Source organism: Janthinobacterium tructae (assembly GCF_006517255.1).
Lineage (GTDB): Bacteria > Pseudomonadota > Gammaproteobacteria > Burkholderiales > Burkholderiaceae_D > Janthinobacterium > Janthinobacterium tructae.
Genome location: NZ_CP041185.1, coordinates 375,338 through 393,974, shown reverse-complemented (window position 1 = coordinate 393,974; position 18,637 = coordinate 375,338). Strand labels below are relative to the sequence as shown.

At 62.6% G+C, this 18,637-nt stretch carries 24 protein-coding genes; 20 read left to right on the top strand and 4 right to left on the bottom strand.

What is annotated here, in order from left to right:
• Positions 1-3 precede the first annotated feature (3 nt).
• From fliP to FJQ89_RS01775, 3 genes are read right to left on the bottom strand one after another with little or no spacing between them, the layout of a single operon-like run.
• The gene (gene fliP / locus FJQ89_RS01785; protein ID WP_141168792.1) at positions 4-774 is read right to left on the bottom strand and encodes a flagellar type III secretion system pore protein FliP; all 771 of its coding nucleotides are present in this window, start codon (positions 772-774) and stop codon (positions 4-6) included.
• Positions 771-1,136 carry a FliM/FliN family flagellar motor switch protein gene (locus FJQ89_RS01780; protein WP_099759559.1) on the bottom strand — a complete coding sequence of 122 codons (366 nt, stop codon included), beginning with the start codon at positions 1,134-1,136 and terminating at the stop codon, positions 771-773. The genes fliP and FJQ89_RS01780 overlap by 4 nt, the downstream gene beginning before the upstream one ends.
• A gap of 1 nt (position 1,137) precedes the next feature.
• Positions 1,138-2,016, bottom strand: coding sequence for a FliM/FliN family flagellar motor switch protein (locus FJQ89_RS01775; protein ID WP_243136357.1), 879 nt, complete (start codon positions 2,014-2,016; stop codon positions 1,138-1,140).
• 551 nt (positions 2,017-2,567) lie between these two features.
• Here FJQ89_RS01775 and fliE point away from each other — a divergent pair.
• From fliE to FJQ89_RS01690, 17 genes are all read left to right on the top strand, one after another.
• Positions 2,568-2,906 carry a flagellar hook-basal body complex protein FliE gene (gene fliE, locus FJQ89_RS01770; protein ID WP_141168791.1) on the top strand — a complete coding sequence of 113 codons (339 nt, stop codon included), beginning with the start codon at positions 2,568-2,570 and terminating at the stop codon, positions 2,904-2,906.
• A 60-nt stretch (positions 2,907-2,966) separates the two neighbouring features.
• Positions 2,967-4,703: a flagellar basal-body MS-ring/collar protein FliF gene (fliF, locus tag FJQ89_RS01765; RefSeq protein ID WP_141168790.1), complete on the top strand. Its 1,737-nt coding sequence runs from the start codon at positions 2,967-2,969 to the stop codon at positions 4,701-4,703.
• A complete protein-coding gene (locus tag FJQ89_RS01760; RefSeq protein WP_099759564.1) occupies positions 4,678-5,721 on the top strand; it encodes a flagellar motor switch protein FliG in 1,044 nt (347 codons plus the stop codon). Before fliF ends, FJQ89_RS01760 begins: the two co-directional genes overlap by 26 nt.
• Entirely contained in the window at positions 5,718-6,407 is a 690-nt protein-coding gene (fliH, locus tag FJQ89_RS01755; protein WP_141168789.1) for a flagellar assembly protein FliH, read from the top strand. Before FJQ89_RS01760 ends, fliH begins: the two co-directional genes overlap by 4 nt.
• The gene (gene fliI / locus FJQ89_RS01750) at positions 6,404-7,714 is read left to right on the top strand and encodes a flagellar protein export ATPase FliI (protein WP_141168788.1); all 1,311 of its coding nucleotides are present in this window, start codon (positions 6,404-6,406) and stop codon (positions 7,712-7,714) included. The genes fliH and fliI overlap by 4 nt, the downstream gene beginning before the upstream one ends.
• A gap of 8 nt (positions 7,715-7,722) precedes the next feature.
• Positions 7,723-8,160: a flagellar export protein FliJ gene (locus FJQ89_RS01745; RefSeq protein WP_070289072.1), complete on the top strand. Its 438-nt coding sequence runs from the start codon at positions 7,723-7,725 to the stop codon at positions 8,158-8,160.
• Between the two features lie 86 nt (positions 8,161-8,246).
• A complete protein-coding gene (fliD, locus tag FJQ89_RS01740; RefSeq protein WP_141168787.1) occupies positions 8,247-9,662 on the top strand; it encodes a flagellar filament capping protein FliD in 1,416 nt (471 codons plus the stop codon).
• Between the two features lie 72 nt (positions 9,663-9,734).
• On the top strand, positions 9,735-10,121 hold the full coding sequence (gene fliS, locus FJQ89_RS01735) for a flagellar export chaperone FliS (protein ID WP_373629684.1): 387 nt from the start codon (positions 9,735-9,737) through the stop codon (positions 10,119-10,121).
• Positions 10,114-10,422 (top strand): hypothetical protein, encoded by a 309-nt coding sequence (locus FJQ89_RS01730; protein WP_141168786.1) that lies wholly within the window; start codon positions 10,114-10,116, stop codon positions 10,420-10,422. Before fliS ends, FJQ89_RS01730 begins: the two co-directional genes overlap by 8 nt.
• Positions 10,419-11,573 (top strand): flagellar hook-length control protein FliK, encoded by a 1,155-nt coding sequence (locus FJQ89_RS01725; RefSeq protein ID WP_141168785.1) that lies wholly within the window; start codon positions 10,419-10,421, stop codon positions 11,571-11,573. Before FJQ89_RS01730 ends, FJQ89_RS01725 begins: the two co-directional genes overlap by 4 nt.
• Before the next feature lie 11 nt (positions 11,574-11,584).
• Complete coding sequence (locus FJQ89_RS01720; protein ID WP_243136355.1) at positions 11,585-12,049, top strand: flagellar basal body-associated FliL family protein; 465 nt, start codon at positions 11,585-11,587, stop codon at positions 12,047-12,049.
• A 33-nt stretch (positions 12,050-12,082) separates the two neighbouring features.
• Positions 12,083-12,826 carry a FliA/WhiG family RNA polymerase sigma factor gene (locus tag FJQ89_RS01715; protein WP_141168783.1) on the top strand — a complete coding sequence of 248 codons (744 nt, stop codon included), beginning with the start codon at positions 12,083-12,085 and terminating at the stop codon, positions 12,824-12,826.
• Between the two features lie 126 nt (positions 12,827-12,952).
• Positions 12,953-13,810 (top strand): flagellar motor stator protein MotA, encoded by an 858-nt coding sequence (gene motA / locus FJQ89_RS01710; RefSeq protein ID WP_279239619.1) that lies wholly within the window; start codon positions 12,953-12,955, stop codon positions 13,808-13,810.
• Entirely contained in the window at positions 13,794-14,798 is a 1,005-nt protein-coding gene (locus FJQ89_RS01705) for a flagellar motor protein MotB (protein WP_243136354.1), read from the top strand. The genes motA and FJQ89_RS01705 overlap by 17 nt, the downstream gene beginning before the upstream one ends.
• Positions 14,799-14,814: 16 nt before the next feature.
• Complete coding sequence (flgM, locus tag FJQ89_RS01700; RefSeq protein ID WP_071077837.1) at positions 14,815-15,105, top strand: flagellar biosynthesis anti-sigma factor FlgM; 291 nt, start codon at positions 14,815-14,817, stop codon at positions 15,103-15,105.
• Positions 15,102-15,542 carry a flagellar export chaperone FlgN gene (gene flgN, locus FJQ89_RS01695; protein ID WP_141168781.1) on the top strand — a complete coding sequence of 147 codons (441 nt, stop codon included), beginning with the start codon at positions 15,102-15,104 and terminating at the stop codon, positions 15,540-15,542. Before flgM ends, flgN begins: the two co-directional genes overlap by 4 nt.
• Positions 15,529-16,281 carry a glycoside hydrolase family 73 protein gene (locus tag FJQ89_RS01690; RefSeq protein WP_141168780.1) on the top strand — a complete coding sequence of 251 codons (753 nt, stop codon included), beginning with the start codon at positions 15,529-15,531 and terminating at the stop codon, positions 16,279-16,281. The genes flgN and FJQ89_RS01690 overlap by 14 nt, the downstream gene beginning before the upstream one ends.
• A 5-nt stretch (positions 16,282-16,286) precedes the next feature.
• Here the strand turns inward: FJQ89_RS01690 and flgA are convergent, their stop codons facing one another.
• On the bottom strand, positions 16,287-16,934 hold the full coding sequence (gene flgA / locus FJQ89_RS01685; protein WP_141168779.1) for a flagellar basal body P-ring formation chaperone FlgA: 648 nt from the start codon (positions 16,932-16,934) through the stop codon (positions 16,287-16,289).
• A gap of 254 nt (positions 16,935-17,188) precedes the next feature.
• Between flgA and flgB the strand changes: the two genes are divergently transcribed.
• Genes flgB through FJQ89_RS01670 form a run of 3 tightly spaced genes read left to right on the top strand, consistent with a single transcriptional unit; the run spans position 17,189 to position 18,636 of the window.
• Complete coding sequence (gene flgB, locus FJQ89_RS01680; RefSeq protein WP_034758109.1) at positions 17,189-17,551, top strand: flagellar basal body rod protein FlgB; 363 nt, start codon at positions 17,189-17,191, stop codon at positions 17,549-17,551.
• An 8-nt stretch (positions 17,552-17,559) separates the two neighbouring features.
• On the top strand, positions 17,560-17,976 hold the full coding sequence (gene flgC, locus FJQ89_RS01675) for a flagellar basal body rod protein FlgC (RefSeq protein WP_071077840.1): 417 nt from the start codon (positions 17,560-17,562) through the stop codon (positions 17,974-17,976).
• Between the two features lie 3 nt (positions 17,977-17,979).
• The gene (locus FJQ89_RS01670; protein ID WP_141168778.1) at positions 17,980-18,636 is read left to right on the top strand and encodes a flagellar hook capping FlgD N-terminal domain-containing protein; all 657 of its coding nucleotides are present in this window, start codon (positions 17,980-17,982) and stop codon (positions 18,634-18,636) included.
• Position 18,637: the final 1 nt, after the last annotated feature.

Here is an 18,637-nt window from a genome sequence, read left to right as displayed (position 1 = left end):
CGATCAATAGCCCTGTATGCTGGTAACGAGGGTGTTGACGGTCAGGGTCCAGCCGTCGACCAGCACGAACAGCAGCAGCTTGAACGGCAGCGAAATGACCAGCGGCGAGAGCATCATCATGCCCATCGCCATCAGCACGGACGCCACCACCAGATCGATGATGAGGAACGGTATGAACAGCATGCAGCCGATCTGGAACGCCGTCTTGAGTTCGGACAACACAAACGCCGCCAGCTTGACCGTGAAACTGTGGTCTTGCGGGCGCATGCTCGACGGCTCGCCGGCCAGGTGCGCGATCTGCGCCAGCGCGGCCTTGCTCGTCTGCGCCAGCATGAAGCGCGAAATCGGCACTTCGGCGATCTTCAGCGCTTCCTGCATGCCAATCTGGTCGCGGTCGTAGGGCACGAACGCGTCCTTCCACACCTGGTCGCCGATGGGGCGCATGACCAGCAGGGTGAGAATCAGGGCGATGCCGGTGACGATACGGTTGGGCAAACCCTGCTGCAGGCCCAAGGCTTGGCGCAGCAGGGACAGCACGATGACGAAGCGGGTAAAGCTGGTCATCATCATGACCATCACGGGCAACAGCCCGAGCAGGGTCATGACGACGAGGATCTGCATCTTCACCGACAGGTCGGTCTTCGCGCCCGGCACCACGCCGGACAACAAATCCTGCGCCCCGACGGCACTGCAGCACAGCATCAAAATGGGGACAGCCAGCGCGGCAGCCAGCGCGCCGCGGCGCCGGCTTAAACCGGGTACCGCCAGCTTCATGCTGTCATCAGGTCGAGATTAAGACCGTCGAGGTCAATGACTTTCAGGCCATAGTTCTCGCCGGCCACCACCACTTCGGCACGGCCGATCGGCGTGCCGTTGACCTTGATCACCAGCGGTTCGCCGGCCAGCATGTCGAGTTCAATCACGCTGTCCGGGCCGATGGCCATCAGTTCTTCCAGCGAAATGCGGGCCGAACCCACTTCCAGCGTCAGGGTGACGGGGATCTTGCGCATCATCTGCGGAATGTCGCGCCGCGCGCGGGTGCTGGCCACGTCGGACATGTCGCCCTGGTCGATGATCATGTCATCGCCCAGGTCTTCCAGCAGGGTTTCGCTCTGGTTGGTATCGGTGATATTCATATTATTCGACATCTTCAAATGAGGTTAAACAGAGCTTGCCCTTGTGTTCGGAAACAGCCGCTGTAAATAAACGGGAATCGTCCAGCATGACGTCGGTGCGGCTCAGGCTGACGGGTATCACGTCGCCCACGCGCAGGTCGAACAAGGCGCCCAGCTGCACCTGCTTGCTGACGAGCCGCCCTTCCAGGGTCACTTGCAGGCGCGAAGCGAGCGGGCGCACGCTGCCACGCAAGGCTTTCTTCGCCTGCGCGCGCTCGGGCAGCAAGCCGCGCAGCACGTCGGCCATCAGGCGCTTGTCCAGCGAGAACCAGAAGTGGCCGCTCTGCCCCGCCTCGACGTCGCTGAGCGCCACGCTGACGATCCAGCTGCCGCGCGCCGGATGCACGCCCGACTGCACGGCGACCTCGGCACTGGTGTCGATGTCGCTGCTTTTGCCCACGGTTTGCAGATTCTTGTGGATGCGGGTAAACAAGTTGTTCACCAACTGTTGTCCCAGCACCACAGCGAGGCGCTCCTCGGTGGCCGTCACGCGCACCTGTGCCGGATCGGGCAGCACGCCCTTGGCGCCGGCACTACCGTAACGATAATTCAGCACGCTCAAGAGTATCTGCCGTTCGAGCGTAAAGCCCGTCTGACCGGCTGGTGTAGAAAAACTCAGCCAGCGATTCACGCTGTCCTCGTTTTCCACGCGCGACAACGTCACCGCGCCAATCTGGAAATTACCCCAGTAGCGACGGCTCATCGGCTGGCGCAGGGCCGCGGCCAGGTCGTCGCGCAGCTGGGCGCCGAATACATGCAGCAAATGGACAGGACGTCCAAGCAGACAGGAATCGAGGACTTGATGGCGCGCAGTTTGATCTGTCTTGGTAATGATTGTCATGTAGTAGTCATGTCGGTATTGCGGTGGCAGAACAAATTATACGGATCGCCCGAAATTAAATACAGCATCATCTTGGCTTTGCCCACAGCTGCGCAAGCAAACGATTGCGCATCGTATCGCATGCTAGATGACTACGGTGCTGAACAATACATGAAAAAGCCAAATATTGCCATGTATCAATATTCCTTGAGCCAATCCTCTCTTTACTTTATAGTTGCCGCGAGGTAAGCTTATAGTGACAAAATAGTGATTTGCAGTGCGCCATTCCGCTTACCTGATTCCGGTTTTTATGGCAGTTTTCAGTCCTTGTTATTGCCACCAAGAGAAACTTTTATCAGATAAATATTAGTTATCATGGCCATGTAAATCATGTCAACGTGGGTTTACTGGGTTTGTTTGAGTCTGCTTGAGCGGATGGTGTGGCAACTGATAAAACTGATGGGCCTTGCGGATCGGGCCGGGCAGGATGGCATTTACATGCACGACTGCCGGATTGGCAACACCAGTAATTCTGATTGATACGTCACCGCATATTGAAAGTAGAGGGCAAGATGAGCAACGAACTCGCAGGTCTGATCAAGGCCGATCTGGCAGCACTGAGCAATGACGCGCACGCCCTGGGCGCCAGCATCGCGCCCGCCGCCCAGTTCGGCACGCAGGAACAATCCGGCTTCTCCTTCGCGCAAAGCATGAAAGACGCCATCGGCAAGGTGAATGGCGACGACCGCATGGCAGCGCAGAAAATGAGCGACGTCGACAGCGGCAAGAGTGACGACATGGTCGGCGCCATGCTGGCCAGCCAGGAAGCGAGCCTGTCCTTCTCCATGTTGATGCAGGTGCGCAACAAGGTCATGGGCGCCGTCGACGAACTCATCAAATTGCCTCTGTAATCTTCACGCCCTGATCCACGCCCAGCCTCCCAGCGAAAGTTACCCCAAGTGATTACCCCCATGAAGTCCGCATTTGCGCGCTGGCGCCTTGGTGCCCAGCCCGCCATTCCGCCCGCCCTGCTGAAAAACCTGGTTCCCATCGTCGTGCTGGCCATCGGCATCACCGCCATGGTGACCATGTATGCCTGGCGCGACCAGGCCAACTACAAGCCGGTGTTTGGCGCACGCGAAAAAGTGGCCGTGACGGACATGATGGCCACGCTGGACGCCGAGCACATCCCCTACCGTTTGCATCCGGACAGCGGCCAGGTGCTGGTGCCCGATGCCATGCTGGGCAAGGTGCGCATGCTGCTCGCCTCGAAGGGCGTGACGGCGCAGCTGCCGGCCGGGCTGGAGCTGATGGACAAGAATGACCCGCTGGGTGTATCGCAATTCGTGCAGGACGTGCGCTTCCGCCGCGGCCTGGAAGGCGAATTGGCGCAAAGCATCATGACGATGGACGCGATCGCTTCGGCGCGCGTCCATCTGTCGATTGCCAAGTCGACCTCGTTTGTCGCCAGCGACGGCGACAAATCGTCGGCCTCCGTGGTGGTGGCGCTGAAACCGGGCCGCACCCTGGCGCCGGAACAGATCGCCGCCGTCATCAACATGGTGGCCGGCAGCGTCGCCAGCCTGGCGCCTACGCGCGTGAGCCTGGTCGACCAGGGCGGCAACCTGCTGTCCTCGCACGTCGACCTGACGGACGGCTTCGACGCCTCGGCCGCTGGCAATGAAGGCGCGAAGCGCTTCCAGGATGAAATCCGCCGCAACGTCACGGGCCTGCTCGGTCCCGTTATCGGCGAAGACAACTTCAAGCTCAGCGTGACGGCCGCCGTGAACAACGACCGTGTGGACGAAACGCTGGAAAAGTACGGCGAAGCCCCGAAAGTGACCAGCGAAGCGATGCGCGAAGAGCAGGAACGCAACCGCACCGTGGCCGGCGTTCCCGGCAGCCTGTCGAACCGTCCACCAGCGGCCGCCGTACCGGCACCGGCCGACGCCGCGGGCGCCGCGCCGGCCAACGGCGCACCGAAAGCGGCCGACGACGGCACTGCGCGCAAGAACGCCACCACGCGCCAGTACGCGTATGACCGCAGCATCACGCAGATCAAGCGCAGCCGTGGCCGCCTGGAAAAACTCAGCGTGGCCGTCGTGCTCAACAGCGCCGCCGCACCGAATCCGAAAACCGGCTGGACCCCTGCTGAACTGGGCAATATTGAAAAAATGCTCAACAGCGGCCTGGGCATCAACGCCCAGCGCGGCGACAGCCTGAGCCTGACTGCGCTGGCCTTCCCTGCCAAGCCGCCCGTGGCGCAGTGGTGGGAAGAGCGCGATACCGTCGTCGATTTCAGCAGCTGGCTGCTGTACGCCCTGGGCGCCGTGCTCGGCTACTTCCTGATCCTGCGTCCGCTGATGCGTTTGCTGACCACGCGCATGGCGCCGCCGGCACTGAAACAGCTCGATCCTGCCCTGGCACTGGGCGGCGGCAGCGCCGCCGGCACGCCTGGCGTGGCCGCCGCTGGCGCGCCGGCACTGGGCGTGAATGGCAGCCCGCTGGCGCTCGAAGGCGAAGCGACCGGCACTGGCAGCATGCCGGTCGTGCCGCTGCTGGAAAACTATGATTTGCCGCCACCAGGCTCGGCGGTCGACGTGATGGTCGATCACCTGAAAGTACTGGCTGAAAAAGAACCCGAGCGTGTCGCCGAAGTCGTCAAACAATGGATGCAGAAAAATGGCCGAACTCAACAACAACAATAATCCCTCCGACGGCGCCGAGTACGAAAGTGCCAGCCTGAATCCCGTGGAGCAGGCCGCCATCGTGCTGCTGAGCATAGGCGAGGAACAGGCAGCCAACGTGCTGCGCTGCCTGTCGCGTGAAGAATTGCTGGAAGTCACGCAAGTGATGTCGCGCATGAGCGGCATCAAGGTCGAATCCGTAAAAACGGCCATGCAGACCTTCTTCGACGACTACCGCCAGCAGAGCGGCGTGCACGGCGCCTCGCGCAGCTACCTGAAACGCTCGCTGGACCTGGCGCTGGGCAGCGATATCGCAAATAGCGTGCTGAACAACATTTATGGCGACGCCATCCGTCCAAAAATGGCGCGCCTGCAGTGGGCCTCGCCAAAATGGCTGGCCGAATACATCGTCAACGAGCACGTGCAGATGCAAGCCGTGTTCCTGGCCTTTTTGCCGCCCGCGCTGGCCGGCCAGATCCTTGACGCCCTGCCCGTCGAAGGCCGCGACCTGGTCTTGCTGAACCTGGCGCGCCTGGACGAGATCGACCGCGACCTGCTGGTCGAGCTCGACGAACTGGTAGGCCGCTGCCTGGGCACGCTCGACACGCAAAGCACCAGCGTCGAAGGCATACGCCAGGCCGCCGAAATTCTCAACCGCATGCCGGGCAACCGCGCCGCGCTGGTCGAACTGCTGCGCGCGCACGACCCGGACGTGGTCTCGGAAATCGAACTGAGCATGTACGACTTCCTGATCCTGTCGACGCAAAGCGATGTCACGCTCACGCGCATCCTGGAAGACGTGCCGATGGAACAGTGGGCTATCGCGCTCAAGGGCGCGGAACCGGCGATCCGCGACGCCGTACTGAAAACCATGCCGCGTCGCCAGGCACAGAGCTTCGAAGACATGATGCGCCGTTCCGGCCCCGTGCCGCTCTCGCGTATCGAACAGACGCGCCAGGAAATCATGGCCACCGTCAAGGGCCTCGCCGATGCGGGCGAGATCGAAGTGCAATTGTTTGCCGAAGCGGTGATCGAATGAAACACTTCCGCTCGTATCGTTTCCCGCCCCTGTCGCAATTCATCGCCGCCGGCCAGCGTGCCTCCAACGAGGATACGGATGGCCAGTGGCAGGCGTCCGTCTCGGAAGGCTTCGAGCAGGGCCAGCGCGATGGCTACGAAGTGGGCCTGGTGCAAGGCCAGCAGGACGGCTACGACACCGGACGCAGCGACGGCTTGGTGCAAGGCCGCGAAGAAGGCCGCAATGAAACCCTGGTGGCGCTGGACCGCCTGGCGCGCCCCGTCGACGCCATCTTGCGCGACCTGAAAAAAGTGCGCGCCGATTACCGCGAAGCGCAGCGCAAGGAAGTGGTCGACCTGGTGGCCAAGGTGGCGCGCCAGGTGATCCGCGCGGAACTGGCGCTGCAGCCGGTGCAATTGCTGGCCCTGGTCGACGAGACCCTGGCCTCGATGCCGCCCACGCGCGAGGAAATCGACGTCTTCCTCAATCCGGAAGAACTCAAACGCATCAGCGAACTCGATCCGAAACGCGCCAAGCGCTGGAACCTGATCGCCGACGCGCGCCTCGACGCGGGCGAATGCCGCATCAAGGCGGGCGACAATGAAGTCGACGCTGGCTGTCACCAGCGCCTGTCGGCCTGCATGGAACAGGTCAGCAGCCATCTGGCGCTGGCCGCCGAGCATGCGGACCAGGGCGCGCCTGCATGATCGCCGACACGCTGCGCAGCTTCGAGATCGGCGATATCCCGGTCGCGACACCGACCGGCCGCCTGGTCGGCGCCTCCGGCCTGCTGCTGGAAAGCGCCGGCTGCCGGCTGCACACGGGCCAGCGTTGTCAAATTGAAACTGTGAGCGGCGAGTGGCTCGATGCGCAAGTCGTGGGTTTTCGCGAAAAGCTGTCCTACCTGATGCCCTTCAAGAAGGCCACGGGCCTGACCACCGGTGCGCGCGTGCTGCCCCTGCCTGACAAGGCCAGCCTGCAGATCGGCCCCTCGTGGCTGGGCCGCATGGTAAACGGCTTGGGCGAACCGATCGACGACCTGGGCCGCCTCGGCGGCGAACACATCCTGGAAGTGACGCCGCCGAAAATCAACCCCCTGAAGAAACAGCCCGTCATCGAGCCGCTGGACGTGGGCGTGCGGGCGATCAACAGCATGCTGACCCTGGGCAAGGGGCAGCGCGTGGGCCTGATGGCCGGTTCCGGCGTCGGCAAGAGCGTGCTGCTGGGCCTGATCACGCGCCAGACGGTGGCCGATGTCGTCGTCGTCGGCCTGATCGGCGAACGGGGCCGCGAAGTGCGCGAATTCGTCGAAAAGTCGCTCGGCGCCGAAGGCTTGAAGAAAGCCGTGCTGGTGATCGCGCCGGCCGATGAATCGCCGTTGATGCGCATCATGGCCACTGAGCTGTGCCACTCGATTGCCGCGCATTACCGCGACCAGGGCAAGCACGTGCTGCTGCTGGTCGACTCGCTGACGCGCTATGCCATGGCCTTGCGCGAAGTGGCGCTGGCCCTGGGCGAGCCGCCCGCCACGCGCGGCTATCCGCCCTCCGTCTTTTCCAATTTGCCGCAACTGGTGGAGAGCGCCGGCAACGGCGCCCACCAGGATGGCAGCATGAGCGCCATCTACACGGTGCTGGCCGAAGGCGACGACCAGCAAGACCCGGTGGTCGACACCGCGCGCGCGATTCTCGACGGCCACATCGTGCTCACGCGCGAACTGGCCGAGCGGGGCCACTACCCCGCCATCGACATCGCCGCCTCGATCAGCCGCTGCATGGCGCAGGTGATCACGCCCGAGCACATGCAGGCGGCGCGCGCGCTGAAAGCGTCGATGGCGCGCCATGCGCGCGTGCGCGACCTGATCCCGCTGGGCGCCTACGTGCCGGGCGCCGATCCGATCACCGACCGCGCGGTACAGTTGCACACCCCCATCGAGGCCTTCCTGTGCCAGGGCACCAAGGAAGAGGCGCCAATGGGACCGTGCATCGCCCAACTTGAACAGATCATGGCCTAGGAGCATATGTGAGCGACGCGCATACCATCCGCAACCTGACCACCCTGGTCGGCCTGCGCAGCACGGAAGTGGAACGCCTGCAAGGCGAAATGGCGGCGCAGACGGCCGTGCGCGAACGCTACCAGAAAAACCTGGAGCGCCTGACGGGTCTGTACACGGATAGCGGCCCCAGCGGCGCCCTGCCCCTGGCCCTGTCGGTCAATTGCGGCAACTTCAAGCAAGCGGTCATGCAGATGGCCGACCAGCACCGTACCGATTTGCACCTGCACGAGGCCAACATGGCCGTCTCGCAGCGCGCCCTGAATACGGCCTGGGCAAAACGCGAGGTGCTGGACCAGGTGTTGACGCAAAAACAAAAACATGTTGCGAATGAGCAACAACGTGTCGATGCCAAGCGGCAAGATGAGCTGGCGACGCAGTTCTGGTTCCGCGGGCAGGTAAAATAATGTTTTACAGAAATAATTTCAGAAAAGTGAATATTTGGTCGCCTTGTCATTGGGTATATCCTGCATGCTAATTTTAGGAGTTTGACATGGCCTTTTCCACTTCCGCTTCGAATACCTACGACCCGACGGCGTCGGCCCAGGCATTGACCGACAAATACACGGCCGATCTGCAGGCGCGCATCACGGCCCAGACCAAGGCCGCCACGGCCACTTCGGGTGGCTTGGTGAACCTGAAGATGGCCCTGACCGCCTTCAGCTCCAGCTTGCTGGGCCTGACGAGTGGCAAGACCATGCTGGTGCAAGGTGCCACCTTCAGCAATACGGCGCTGGGCAGCGCCACGGCGTCGGAATCGGCTGCCGCCGGCACGTATTCGCTATTCGTGGAAAAGGTTGCCACAAACAACCAGGTTTCGCTGGGCGGGCTGAGCACCATGGCCATGCCGGCTGCCGACAAAGGCACGCTGAAAATCAAGCTGGCCAACAATACCGATTTCACGGTGGACTTGAGCAAGGCCAATACGGATGCCGACAGCACGACCCTGTCAGCCAAGGATATCGCCGCCGCCATCAATGCGGAACCCAAGAACAACTCGCGCGTGACGGCGTCCGTCATCACCATCGGCGGTATCGCCCAGCTGGTGCTGACGTCGAATGTCAGCGGCGAGGAAGGCGCGCTGTCGCTCGATACGAGCGCGATGGACCCGGGCGCGCTGAAAGATGCGCTCGATGTCGCGCCCAAGCAGCTGGTCGCTGCCCAGGATGCCGTCATCTGGGTCGGTGGCAAGCCTGCCGATCCGCTCGACACCAGCAACCGCGTCAAGCAATCGTCAAATACCTTCAGCAACATCGATGGCGTGAAGATGACCTTCACCAAGGCGCAGGCGAGCGGCGACGCGCCGATGACCCTGACCGTGGCGCTCGATTCGTCCGCCACGACGACCAATGCGCAAAGCTTTGTTACTGCCTACAACAAGCTCAAGGCCGTGCTGGACGGCTTGACCGACCCGGGCGATCCGGCATCGGCCAAGGCTGCCGGCGTCTTTTCGTCCGACAGCGGCGTGCGCGTGCTGCGTGACCAGCTGGTGCGCACCTTGCGCGAAACGGCGACGGGCGCCCTCGCCAATTTCGGCATCACCGCTCAGCGCAACGGCACGCTGGCCCTCGATGCCACCAAGCTGACGGCGGCGCTGAAGACGAATCCGGGCGGCCTGGACAAGGCAATCGGCAACAATTCCGCCAGCGCGCCTAGCGGCATCGCCGGCAAGCTCGATAAATTCATCGAAACCTGGACCTCGACCAATGGCCAGCTGTCGCAGCGCGAGACATCGGTGGCCAAGCTGCAAAAATCGCTGGGTGAACGCCAGACCAAGTTCGAGGCCGACTACACGGCGATGTACAACCGCTACAAGGCACAGTTCACCCAACTGCAATCCTTGCAGGCACGCATGGCGCAAACGACCGATATGTTCGATGCCCTGTTCAGCAGTGACAAGACTAAATAGAGGCCGGCGCCGTCTGCATGACGGCGGCGCCGGCCTTCCAGCCGCACCAAGCTTTTACAGTGAGAAAAAATAATGAATCACGATGCATACAGTAATTACCACGCCGTCAACCTGGATGCGCAGACGTCGCGCGCCACCCCGGTCGAACTGGTCTTGCTGCTCACCGACGGCTTGCTGGAAGAACTGGCGCGCGCGCGCGGACATATCGTCGGCAAGCGCTATGAACAAAAGGCCATCAGCCTGAACAAGTGTACGGAAATCATCAACGGACTGTCGAGCTCGCTCGATTTCGAGAATGGCGGCGAAGTCGTCGCCAATCTGGGCCGTCTGTACGAGTACTGCACCGGCCGCCTGTATTCGGCCGGCATCACGCTCGATCCTGCCCTGATCGACGAGGTGACCACGCTGTTGACGACGATCAAACAAGGCTGGCTCGGCGTCCAGGCCAAGAATGGATAGCACTCCCTTGTCGCTCCAGCTGACGCGCGAAGTGCTGGCGGCGAGCGCCAGCCAGAACTGGGACGCGCTGGAATTACTCGACAGAAAACTGGCACAGCACCTTGCCAGCCTGGGCATATTGAGCGAACGTGAAAAAACCGCCCTGCTCGCCTTGCGCAAGGCGCATGCGCAGGCATACCAGGCATGTTCCGACGAAAAACATCGGCTGGGCATGCAGTTGGGCGAAATCCATTCGAAACAAGAAGGCTGGGTCGCGTATGCGATTGAAAATGCCATGTATCAAGATGAGAATCCAGCATGAAAATGAGCTTCAACACAACAACGAGCAGCGCGACCACGCCATCGAGGAGCGCCGATGCGGGCGTTAACGCGTCCGTGAGCAAGGGCGCGCCCGAGACTGGCACCGCGCGCAACCTCCTGTTCTCCCTGCCCGCGCCAGCGCAAAGAACGGTCGCCAGCGATGCCGCCCTGGCGCAAGACCTGGCCGCGGACCTGACGGACGATGGCGCCCCCGCCACCGACGTAGCTGCCGACATCACTCAGGCTGCGACGACGCAGGACGCGGGCCTGCCCGCCATGACGCCACCGCTGATGGCGCCCATGCTCCCCATCGCGCCTCAAGCCGACGCCGCAGCAGCAGCCGCCGCCAAGGGAAACGATGGCGTAGCGGCTACGCAACAAGGCAATGCACAGCAGACCCTGGACCTGAACAGCCGCCTGCATCCCGATGGCCTGGCTTTCAATGTGCAGACCGCCAGGATGGCGCCTGCACGCGATCTGGGCGAACCGGTGGCGGCAGCCCAGCCAACACCAGCCTCTGCGGCCGGCAGCAAAACCGCGCTGCCAGCCGCCGGCTTCGATGCGGCGCCGGCCATGACGGCCACGCCCGCGGCAGCGGCGCCCGCCGCCACGCGCGATGGCGAGCGCGGTGCTGCCACGCCCGTCAGCCCGGGCCCGGCAGGCGGCGTGAACAATGGCCCCGCTGCAACGCCGGGCGCCGAGACAATCAAACTCAACGGCCCTGCCCAGCAATGGCAGGAACCGTTGCGCGAAGCGCTGGGCGAACGCCTGCAGACACAGATCGGCCGCAACAGCGAACACGCGACGATCCGCCTCGATCCGCCCATGCTGGGCCGCATTGAAATTTCCATCCGCCACACGGCCGGCGCGCTGCAGGTGAACGTCACGGCGTCGAACTCGGAAGTGTTGCGCCAGTTGCAAGGCATCGGCGAAAACATGCGCAGCGACCTGGCACAGCGCCAGTACACCGACGTGGCCGTGAATATCAGCGCCACCCCGCGCAGCCCTGCCGCACAGGCGTTTGCCGAAGGCGATGCACGTGGCCAGCGTCAGCCCGGCCGCCAGAACGACGACGCCGAGCCGGGGCGCGCCCTGTCCGACGGCAGCACTGCCGCTACCACTTACGCCATGCATGAGCGAGATACTGCCTGATGAATACGAAAATGAAACTGATAGCCGGCTTCATCGCCGTGGCCGTGCTGGCTGCCGGCGCGGCCGGTGGCGCCATGTGGTACCTGTCCAAGCCGGTCGCCGGCCATGCCGAGGCTGCCGAAGCCAAAGCCCCCCCACCGCCCGCCACGGGCAAGAAGGCGCGCAAGTTCATCACCCTGGACAAGGTCATCGTGATGCTGCGCCGCGGCCCCGGCGACAGCGATACGCATTATCTGTCGGCCGATCTGGTGATCGCCACCACCGAGGAAAAGGAAAAGCTGACCAAGGACCATTTGCCACTGATGCGCTCGATCGCCGTGAGTACCTTGTCGAGCTTTCCGGTGGACAAGGCACAGTCCATGACGGTGGAGCAATTTGCCGAACAGATCAACAAGGCCTTCAATGTCAGCTATGAACGCGAACAGATGGAAAAACCCTACACTGAAGTCATGGTCGGCAAGCTGATCATTGAATAAGCCAACACGCCAGCCGACCTAGTGGGAGACCCCGTGGCCTATGCAGAGCAATACCAGGAAGCGTATGGCGCCGGCGAATACGCCGCCGCCAGCGCTTGCGCGGCCGTGCTCAGCGTTGCTGAAGAGCAACAACATCTGGTGGCGTACGCCCCTTTGGTGAAACGCATCGTGCGCCAGCTCAATTCGCAGGTGTCGGGCGCCATCGACCGTGACGACATGGAGCAGATCGGCCTGATGGGTTTGCTGGAGGCGCTGCGCCGCTACGGCGTGCCGGACCAGTCTTTCGGCAGCTATGCGAGCCTGCGCATTCGCGGCGCCATCCTCGATGAGCTGCGGCGCCAGGACTGGCGCCCGCGCGCCGTGCGCCAGGAAAGCCATCGCTTGCGCGACAGCGTGCGCGCCCTGACCCGGCGCCTGGGGCGCGAACCGCTGGAAGCGGAAATCATGGCCGCCCTGAAGCTGACGCCGGAAGCCTTCCAGGAATACCAGCTGGCGGAAAACGCCGAGTTGATCGTCAGTTTCGACGAAGTGCTGCAGGAAAGCCTGGGACAGGCCGACAGCGCACCGAGTCCGGAAGAGCAATTGATGGTGCGGCGCAGCCTGGAACAGGCGCTGCGTACGCTCGACGAGCGCGAGCAGCGCGTGATCCAGATGTACTACGAATTCGAACTGAGCTATAAAGAAATTGCCGCCGTGCTGGACCTGAGCGACGCCCGCGTCTGCCAGCTGAACAAGACGGCACTGGGCAAGATGAAAGCCATGCTGCAAGATACATAAAAGTGAAGCAGTAGTTTCAGCAAGACCCATCAAATTGATGTAGCACAATGACGCAGAAAGGCAGTTGACATGGTAATTATCGGTATCTTAATCGTGATGGGGTGTGTATTCGGAGGCTTCGCCCTGATGGGCGGCACCGTCCACGCGATCTGGCAACCGGTCGAGTTGATCATCATCATCGGCGCCGCCGTCGGCGCCCTGGTGCTGGGCAACCCGAAGCATGTACTCGGGGAAATGCTGCACCAGATGCGCAAGATCGTCACGCACAAGAAGCAAGGCTCGGAATTCCAGCGCCAGTTGCTGCTGCTGATGTATGAACTGCTGCAAACGGCCGCCGGCGGCCTGAAGGCGCTCGACGCGCACGTCGAGGCGCCGCGCGAAAGCGCCCTGTTCCAGCGCTATCCGCTGGTGCTGGAAGAGCCGAAGCTGCTGGCCTTCATCGTCGACAACTTCCGCTTGATGGCGATGGGCAAGATCAACGCGCATGAGCTCGAAGGCGTGCTGGAACAGGAACTCGAAGCCATCCACGACGAACTGCTGCAACCGTCGAAGTCGCTGCACAAGATCGCCGAAGCCATGCCCGGTTTCGGTATTCTGGCGGCCGTTCTGGGTATCGTGATGGCCATGAATTCCGTGGCCGACGGCGCCGATGCGGCGGAAATTTCGGAAAAAGTGGGCGCCGCCATGGTCGGTACCTTCATCGGCATCTTCTTTTGCTACGGCGTGCTCGATCCGATGTGCAACATGATGAAACAGCTGGTGGGCGAGGAAGGCTCGACCATGGAATGCGTGAAAGTGGTGCTGGTCACGCACGTGGCGGGCAAGCCGCCCCTGCTGGCCATCGATGCTGGCCGCCGCCTGGTGCAACTGAACATCAAGCCAAGCTTCGCCCAGCTGGAAAGCTGGATCAATGCGCTCGAAGGTGGCGGCGCCGAACAAGAGCAGGGCCAAGGCCGGGGAGGCCGCCGTGCTAAAGCCGCATGAGAAACATGAACAGGCCATCATCAAGCGTGCCGGTCGCAAGCATGACGACGATGCCCATGGCGGCGCCTGGAAAGTGGCGTTCGCCGACTTTTGCCTGGCCCTGCTGTCGCTCTTCCTCGTGCTGTGGCTGATGGCCGCACGCGAGCAGCAGGCGATGAAGGAAATCATGATGGACGCGTCGGCCAGCAGCCGCCAGGGCGAAGGCCAGGGCGTCATGCCGGAACAGAGTGGCGGTCCGCGCGGCAGCCTGATCGAGCGTTTCCCCATGCCCCGCAAGGGATCGGGCGACACGCGCACGGAAGGCAAGCAGACGCAGGACGGCAAGGACGGCGCGGCGCCGCAAAACCAGACCAAGGTCAGCTACCAGTCGCCGGAAGACCTGCTGTCGCTGTCGCGCGCGCTCGACAAGCTCAGCGACGAAGCGGGATTGAAGAGCAATCTGCAATCGGTGATCACGCCGTACGGTTTGCGCGTCATGCTGCACGACACGGACAAGCAAGGCATGTTCGTGCGTGGCAGCGCCGTGCCGACCGATCGTTTCCGCAAGCTGCTGCGCCAGATGGGCCCTGTCTTCGCGCAGATGGACAACCAGATGCTGATCGTCGGCCACACCGACTCGCTGCAATACGCCAATAACGGTTATGAAGGCTATTCGAACTGGACCCTGTCGGCCAACCGCGCCATGTCGGCGCGCGCGCAATTGTTGATCGGCAGCATGAATCCGGAAAGCGTGCTGCAAGTGGTGGGCATGGCCGACCGCGCGCCGCTGGACGTGAAAAATGCCAGCGCCGGCATCAACCGCCGCATCGAACTGTTAATATTGACGCGTGGCCAGGCCGACAGCATCGCCGCCATGTTCGGCATGGCCGGGCAAAAGGCGCAAGGCGAAGAGCTGCAAGTGGGTGAACCGGACTCGGGAACCTTGCAGCGCCTGCGCGACAAACTGGGCCTGCCTGCAAAGAAGGAGCGCGATGAGCATGCAAATTAAGGGCAAGGGACAACGTATGAAAATCTCCTCCGGCAATACCGGTGCTGCCGTACGCAGCAGCGCCATCGCGCCGGCCGAGGCGATCGCCGAGAACGCGGGCGCCGCAGGCGCCATGGGTGGCTCGTCGGCCGGGGCGGAACTGCAATCGGCCGTGCTGCAACCGGCCATGGCCGCCCTGCGCGCCATGCCCGAGATCGACCACGAGCGCGTGGCCATGCTGCGCGATGCGCTGGCCAAGGGCGAATTGCCATTCGATCCAGCAAAACTGGCAGGCCTGATCCAGCGTTTCCACGGCGGTGAATCGTGACCGCAGCGCGCAAGGGCATCACGCGTCAGGAAGCCGTGCGCCGCGTGCTGCAAGGCATGACGGACGACAGCGTCGGCTACGCCGCCTTGCAAACCTTGCTGGAAGAGCAATTCCAGGCCACCTTGCAGCACCAGAGCACCCGGCTGACGGCACTGGCCGACCAGGTCATCGCCGCCGTCGAGCCCCTCGATGCGCGCCGCCGCCAGCGCGTGAGCCTGGTCACTGCCCTGCTGGGCCCGCAAGGCGATATGCCGCAATTGTTTGCGTTGTTGCAAGAAGACGCGCGCAGCAAGGCCGAGGCCGACTGGGTCGCGCTGGAGCAGATGGTGCTGGAATGCAAGCGCCTGAATGCCCGCAACAGCGATTTATTAACAGAGCAGTACAGCATCATGCAGCGCGTGCTGCATGGCGAGGAAGATACGTATGCGCCAGGCTGATTTCACCACACCCCGCGCCATGGCGGCGACGCCATCGACGGCGGCCACATCCGCCGTGCAGAGCAATATGCGCGCCACCGACGCCACCGGCGCCGGCGGCAACTTCAGCAGCGTGTTCCGGCAAGTGCAGGGTGAAGTGGCCCGCTTCATCGAACAGGGCGGCGGCAACGCCACCAGCCTGAGCCCGCAAGGACGCGCCTACCTGGAGCAGAGCCAGCCCGTGAATGTGCTGGGCAACATCAACCAGGGCGGCGAGATCGGCGAAGTGCAGCAGCAGTTCCTCGCCTCGATCAAGCCGTGGACGGAAGAAACGGGTGCGCGCCTGGGCGTGGCGCCGGAAATTGTCGCCGCCCACGCCGCGCTGGAATCGGGCTGGGGCCAGCGTCCGTTGCGCCAGAGCACGGGCGCGGACACGAATAATCTGTTCGGCATCAAGGCCGGCGGCAAATGGCAGGGTGACGTGGCCAGCAATGTCACCACCGAATACGCGGCCGGCAGCGGCACGGCGCTGAAGAAAACCGAGCGTTTCCGCAGCTATCCGGACCAGGCCAGCGCCTTCCGCGACTATGCGCAAGTGTTGCTCGACAATCCACGCTACCGCGCCGCCCTGAACACGGGCGCCAACGCGGGCGCCTTTGCACAAGGCCTGGCACGCGGCGGCTATGCCACCGACCCCGACTACGCCACCAAGCTGACCCAGCTGGCGACGCGCTTGCAGCGCACGGCCGCCGCAGACTGACCTCCTTAACGGCCGGCAATATCGGCCGGTTCCACCACGCCCGCATCGACCACCCTGGCACGTATCACCGTGCCGCTGGTGGCGTTGCGCACGCGGATCACCTCGCCCAGCGCGCCCGGATCCAGCGCCTCGCCGGCCATGCTCACTTCCACCTGCTCCTTGCGCGCCACGATATTCACCGCACTGCCCCGCTTGATCAGCATGGGTGCGGCCAGCTGCCCCTGGCGCAGCACTTCGCCGGCACGCAAGCTGCGCCGGCTCGACAGGCCGATGGCGCCGGGCAAGGAGGAAATACTGTCCGGCACCATCGTCACGTCGCGCCGCGCCAGCGCCATGTCGCCCGCCTGCAACGGCGTGTTGGCCGTGACGGGTGCGCTGGTGACGGCCACCTGGGCCGTGATGCTACCGCGCGCCAACATTTCATAACGCCAACCGTTGCTTCCAGGACACACTGCCACAAAGCGCATGCGCTGCGCCGAACGGCTGTCCGCCGTCTCCAGCGTGACAGGCGCCGCGCAAGCGGGCACGGGGCGCGTGCTTTTCACCACGGCCACCTGGAACTGCGGTTCCAGCAATCCTGCCGTGGCTGCCTGCTGCGCCAATTGCTCTCGCGCCAGCTGTTCCACACGCGAAAATATATTGTCGGCTGGCAATTCTGCGCGACCTGCACTACTATATAGGCTGGTCAGTAAAAATAGGCCAGGAAGCAGTATATGAGGACGTGGCACCTTGTTTCGGATCATCGTAGTGCTGTTGAAATGAATCATTGCTAACCTTAATCAAAGATACTGAAGCGGCATGACCTTACCATGCGTCAACATGACCAGGCTGGGATTTTACCTCTGCACCACCTATTTTCTAGCCCGAACCGCAAAAAGCACGATCGAATTCAATACAAAGGAAGACCATGGGGATTAATTTCAAGGATGCGCTGGGCGTGCATGCCGATGCACTCGCGCTACGCGCCGACCGTACCCGCGTGCTGGCGGCCAATATTGCCAATGAAAATACGCCCGGCTTCCAGGCCATGGACATGGATTTCGGCAGCGCCCTGCAGCAGTTGCAGGATAACGAAGCTGGCCTGCTGTCGACCGATGACGATGCCAGCGCCCTGTACCGCGTGCCCTACCACCCGAGCCGCGACGGCAATACCGTCGAAATCGGCGTCGAGCAGGCGGCGTTCTCGCAAAATGCCACCGACTTCCAGACCAGCCTGACTTTCGTCAACATGAAACTGAAGGGTCTGTCCAAGGCCATTTCCGGACAATAAGGATCAGCATGAGCTTCCAGGATATTTCCAAGATCGCCGGTTCGGCGATGGCGGCGCAGACCGTGCGCCTCAATACCATCGCCAGCAATCTGGCCAATGCCGATTCCGTTGCCGGTTCCGAAGGCGAAACCTACCGCGCACGCAAGCCCGTGTTTGCCGCCGTGATGGATGGTTCCGGTGCCAGCGGCGCCGGCGGACGCGTTCAAGTGCTCGACGTGGTGGAAAGCGATGAGCCGCTGCGCAAGGTATATGAACCGGGCCACCCGATGGCCAATGCCGATGGCATGGTGTTCTACCCCAACGTCAATCAGGTCGCCGAGATGACCGACATGATGTCGGCTTCGCGCGCGTTTGAAACCAATGTCGAAGTTCTGGGCCGCATCAAGTCGATGCAGCAATCGCTCCTCAAATTAGGTGAAGCATAATCCATGGAAACCAATCTCTTTACAAACAACAACAGTGGCGCCAGCAACAACGGCAGCAATGCCGTCAAGTCGCAAGGCAGTGCCACCCAGGATATGTTCACCAAATTGCTGGTCGCGCAGATCAAGAACCAGGATCCGCTCGCGCCCACCGATCCGAGCCAGTTCGTCAATCAATTGACGCAGCAGGCGCAAACGGAAGCGATGCAGAACCTGTCCTCGCTGACCAGCGCCAATGCCAGCGTGCTGCAATCGATGCAAGTGCTGGCCCTGGGCGCGCAAGTGGGTTCCGAAGTGATGGTCAACAGCGAAACGGTGCAGCTCGACAAAAGCAAAGTCAGCGGCAGCATCGCGCTGGCCGCTGGCACCACCAAGACCACCGTGACCCTGACAGGCCTTGACGACAAGGAATACAAGATCGAACTGGGCGCCAAGTCGGCCGGTACCGTTCCCTTCACCATCGACCCCGTCGCGCTGGGCTTGCCTGCCGGCACCTATACCATGGCAGTCACCACCAACGGCACCGAAAAGCCATCGGTCGACATCGCAGGCAAGCTCAACAGCGTGCGCCTGTCGTCCGGCGGCAGCATGATTCTGAGCGTGTCGAACCTGGGCGAAGTCAACCCGGGCGCGATCACCGGCTTTAACGGTAAGACGGCCTGAT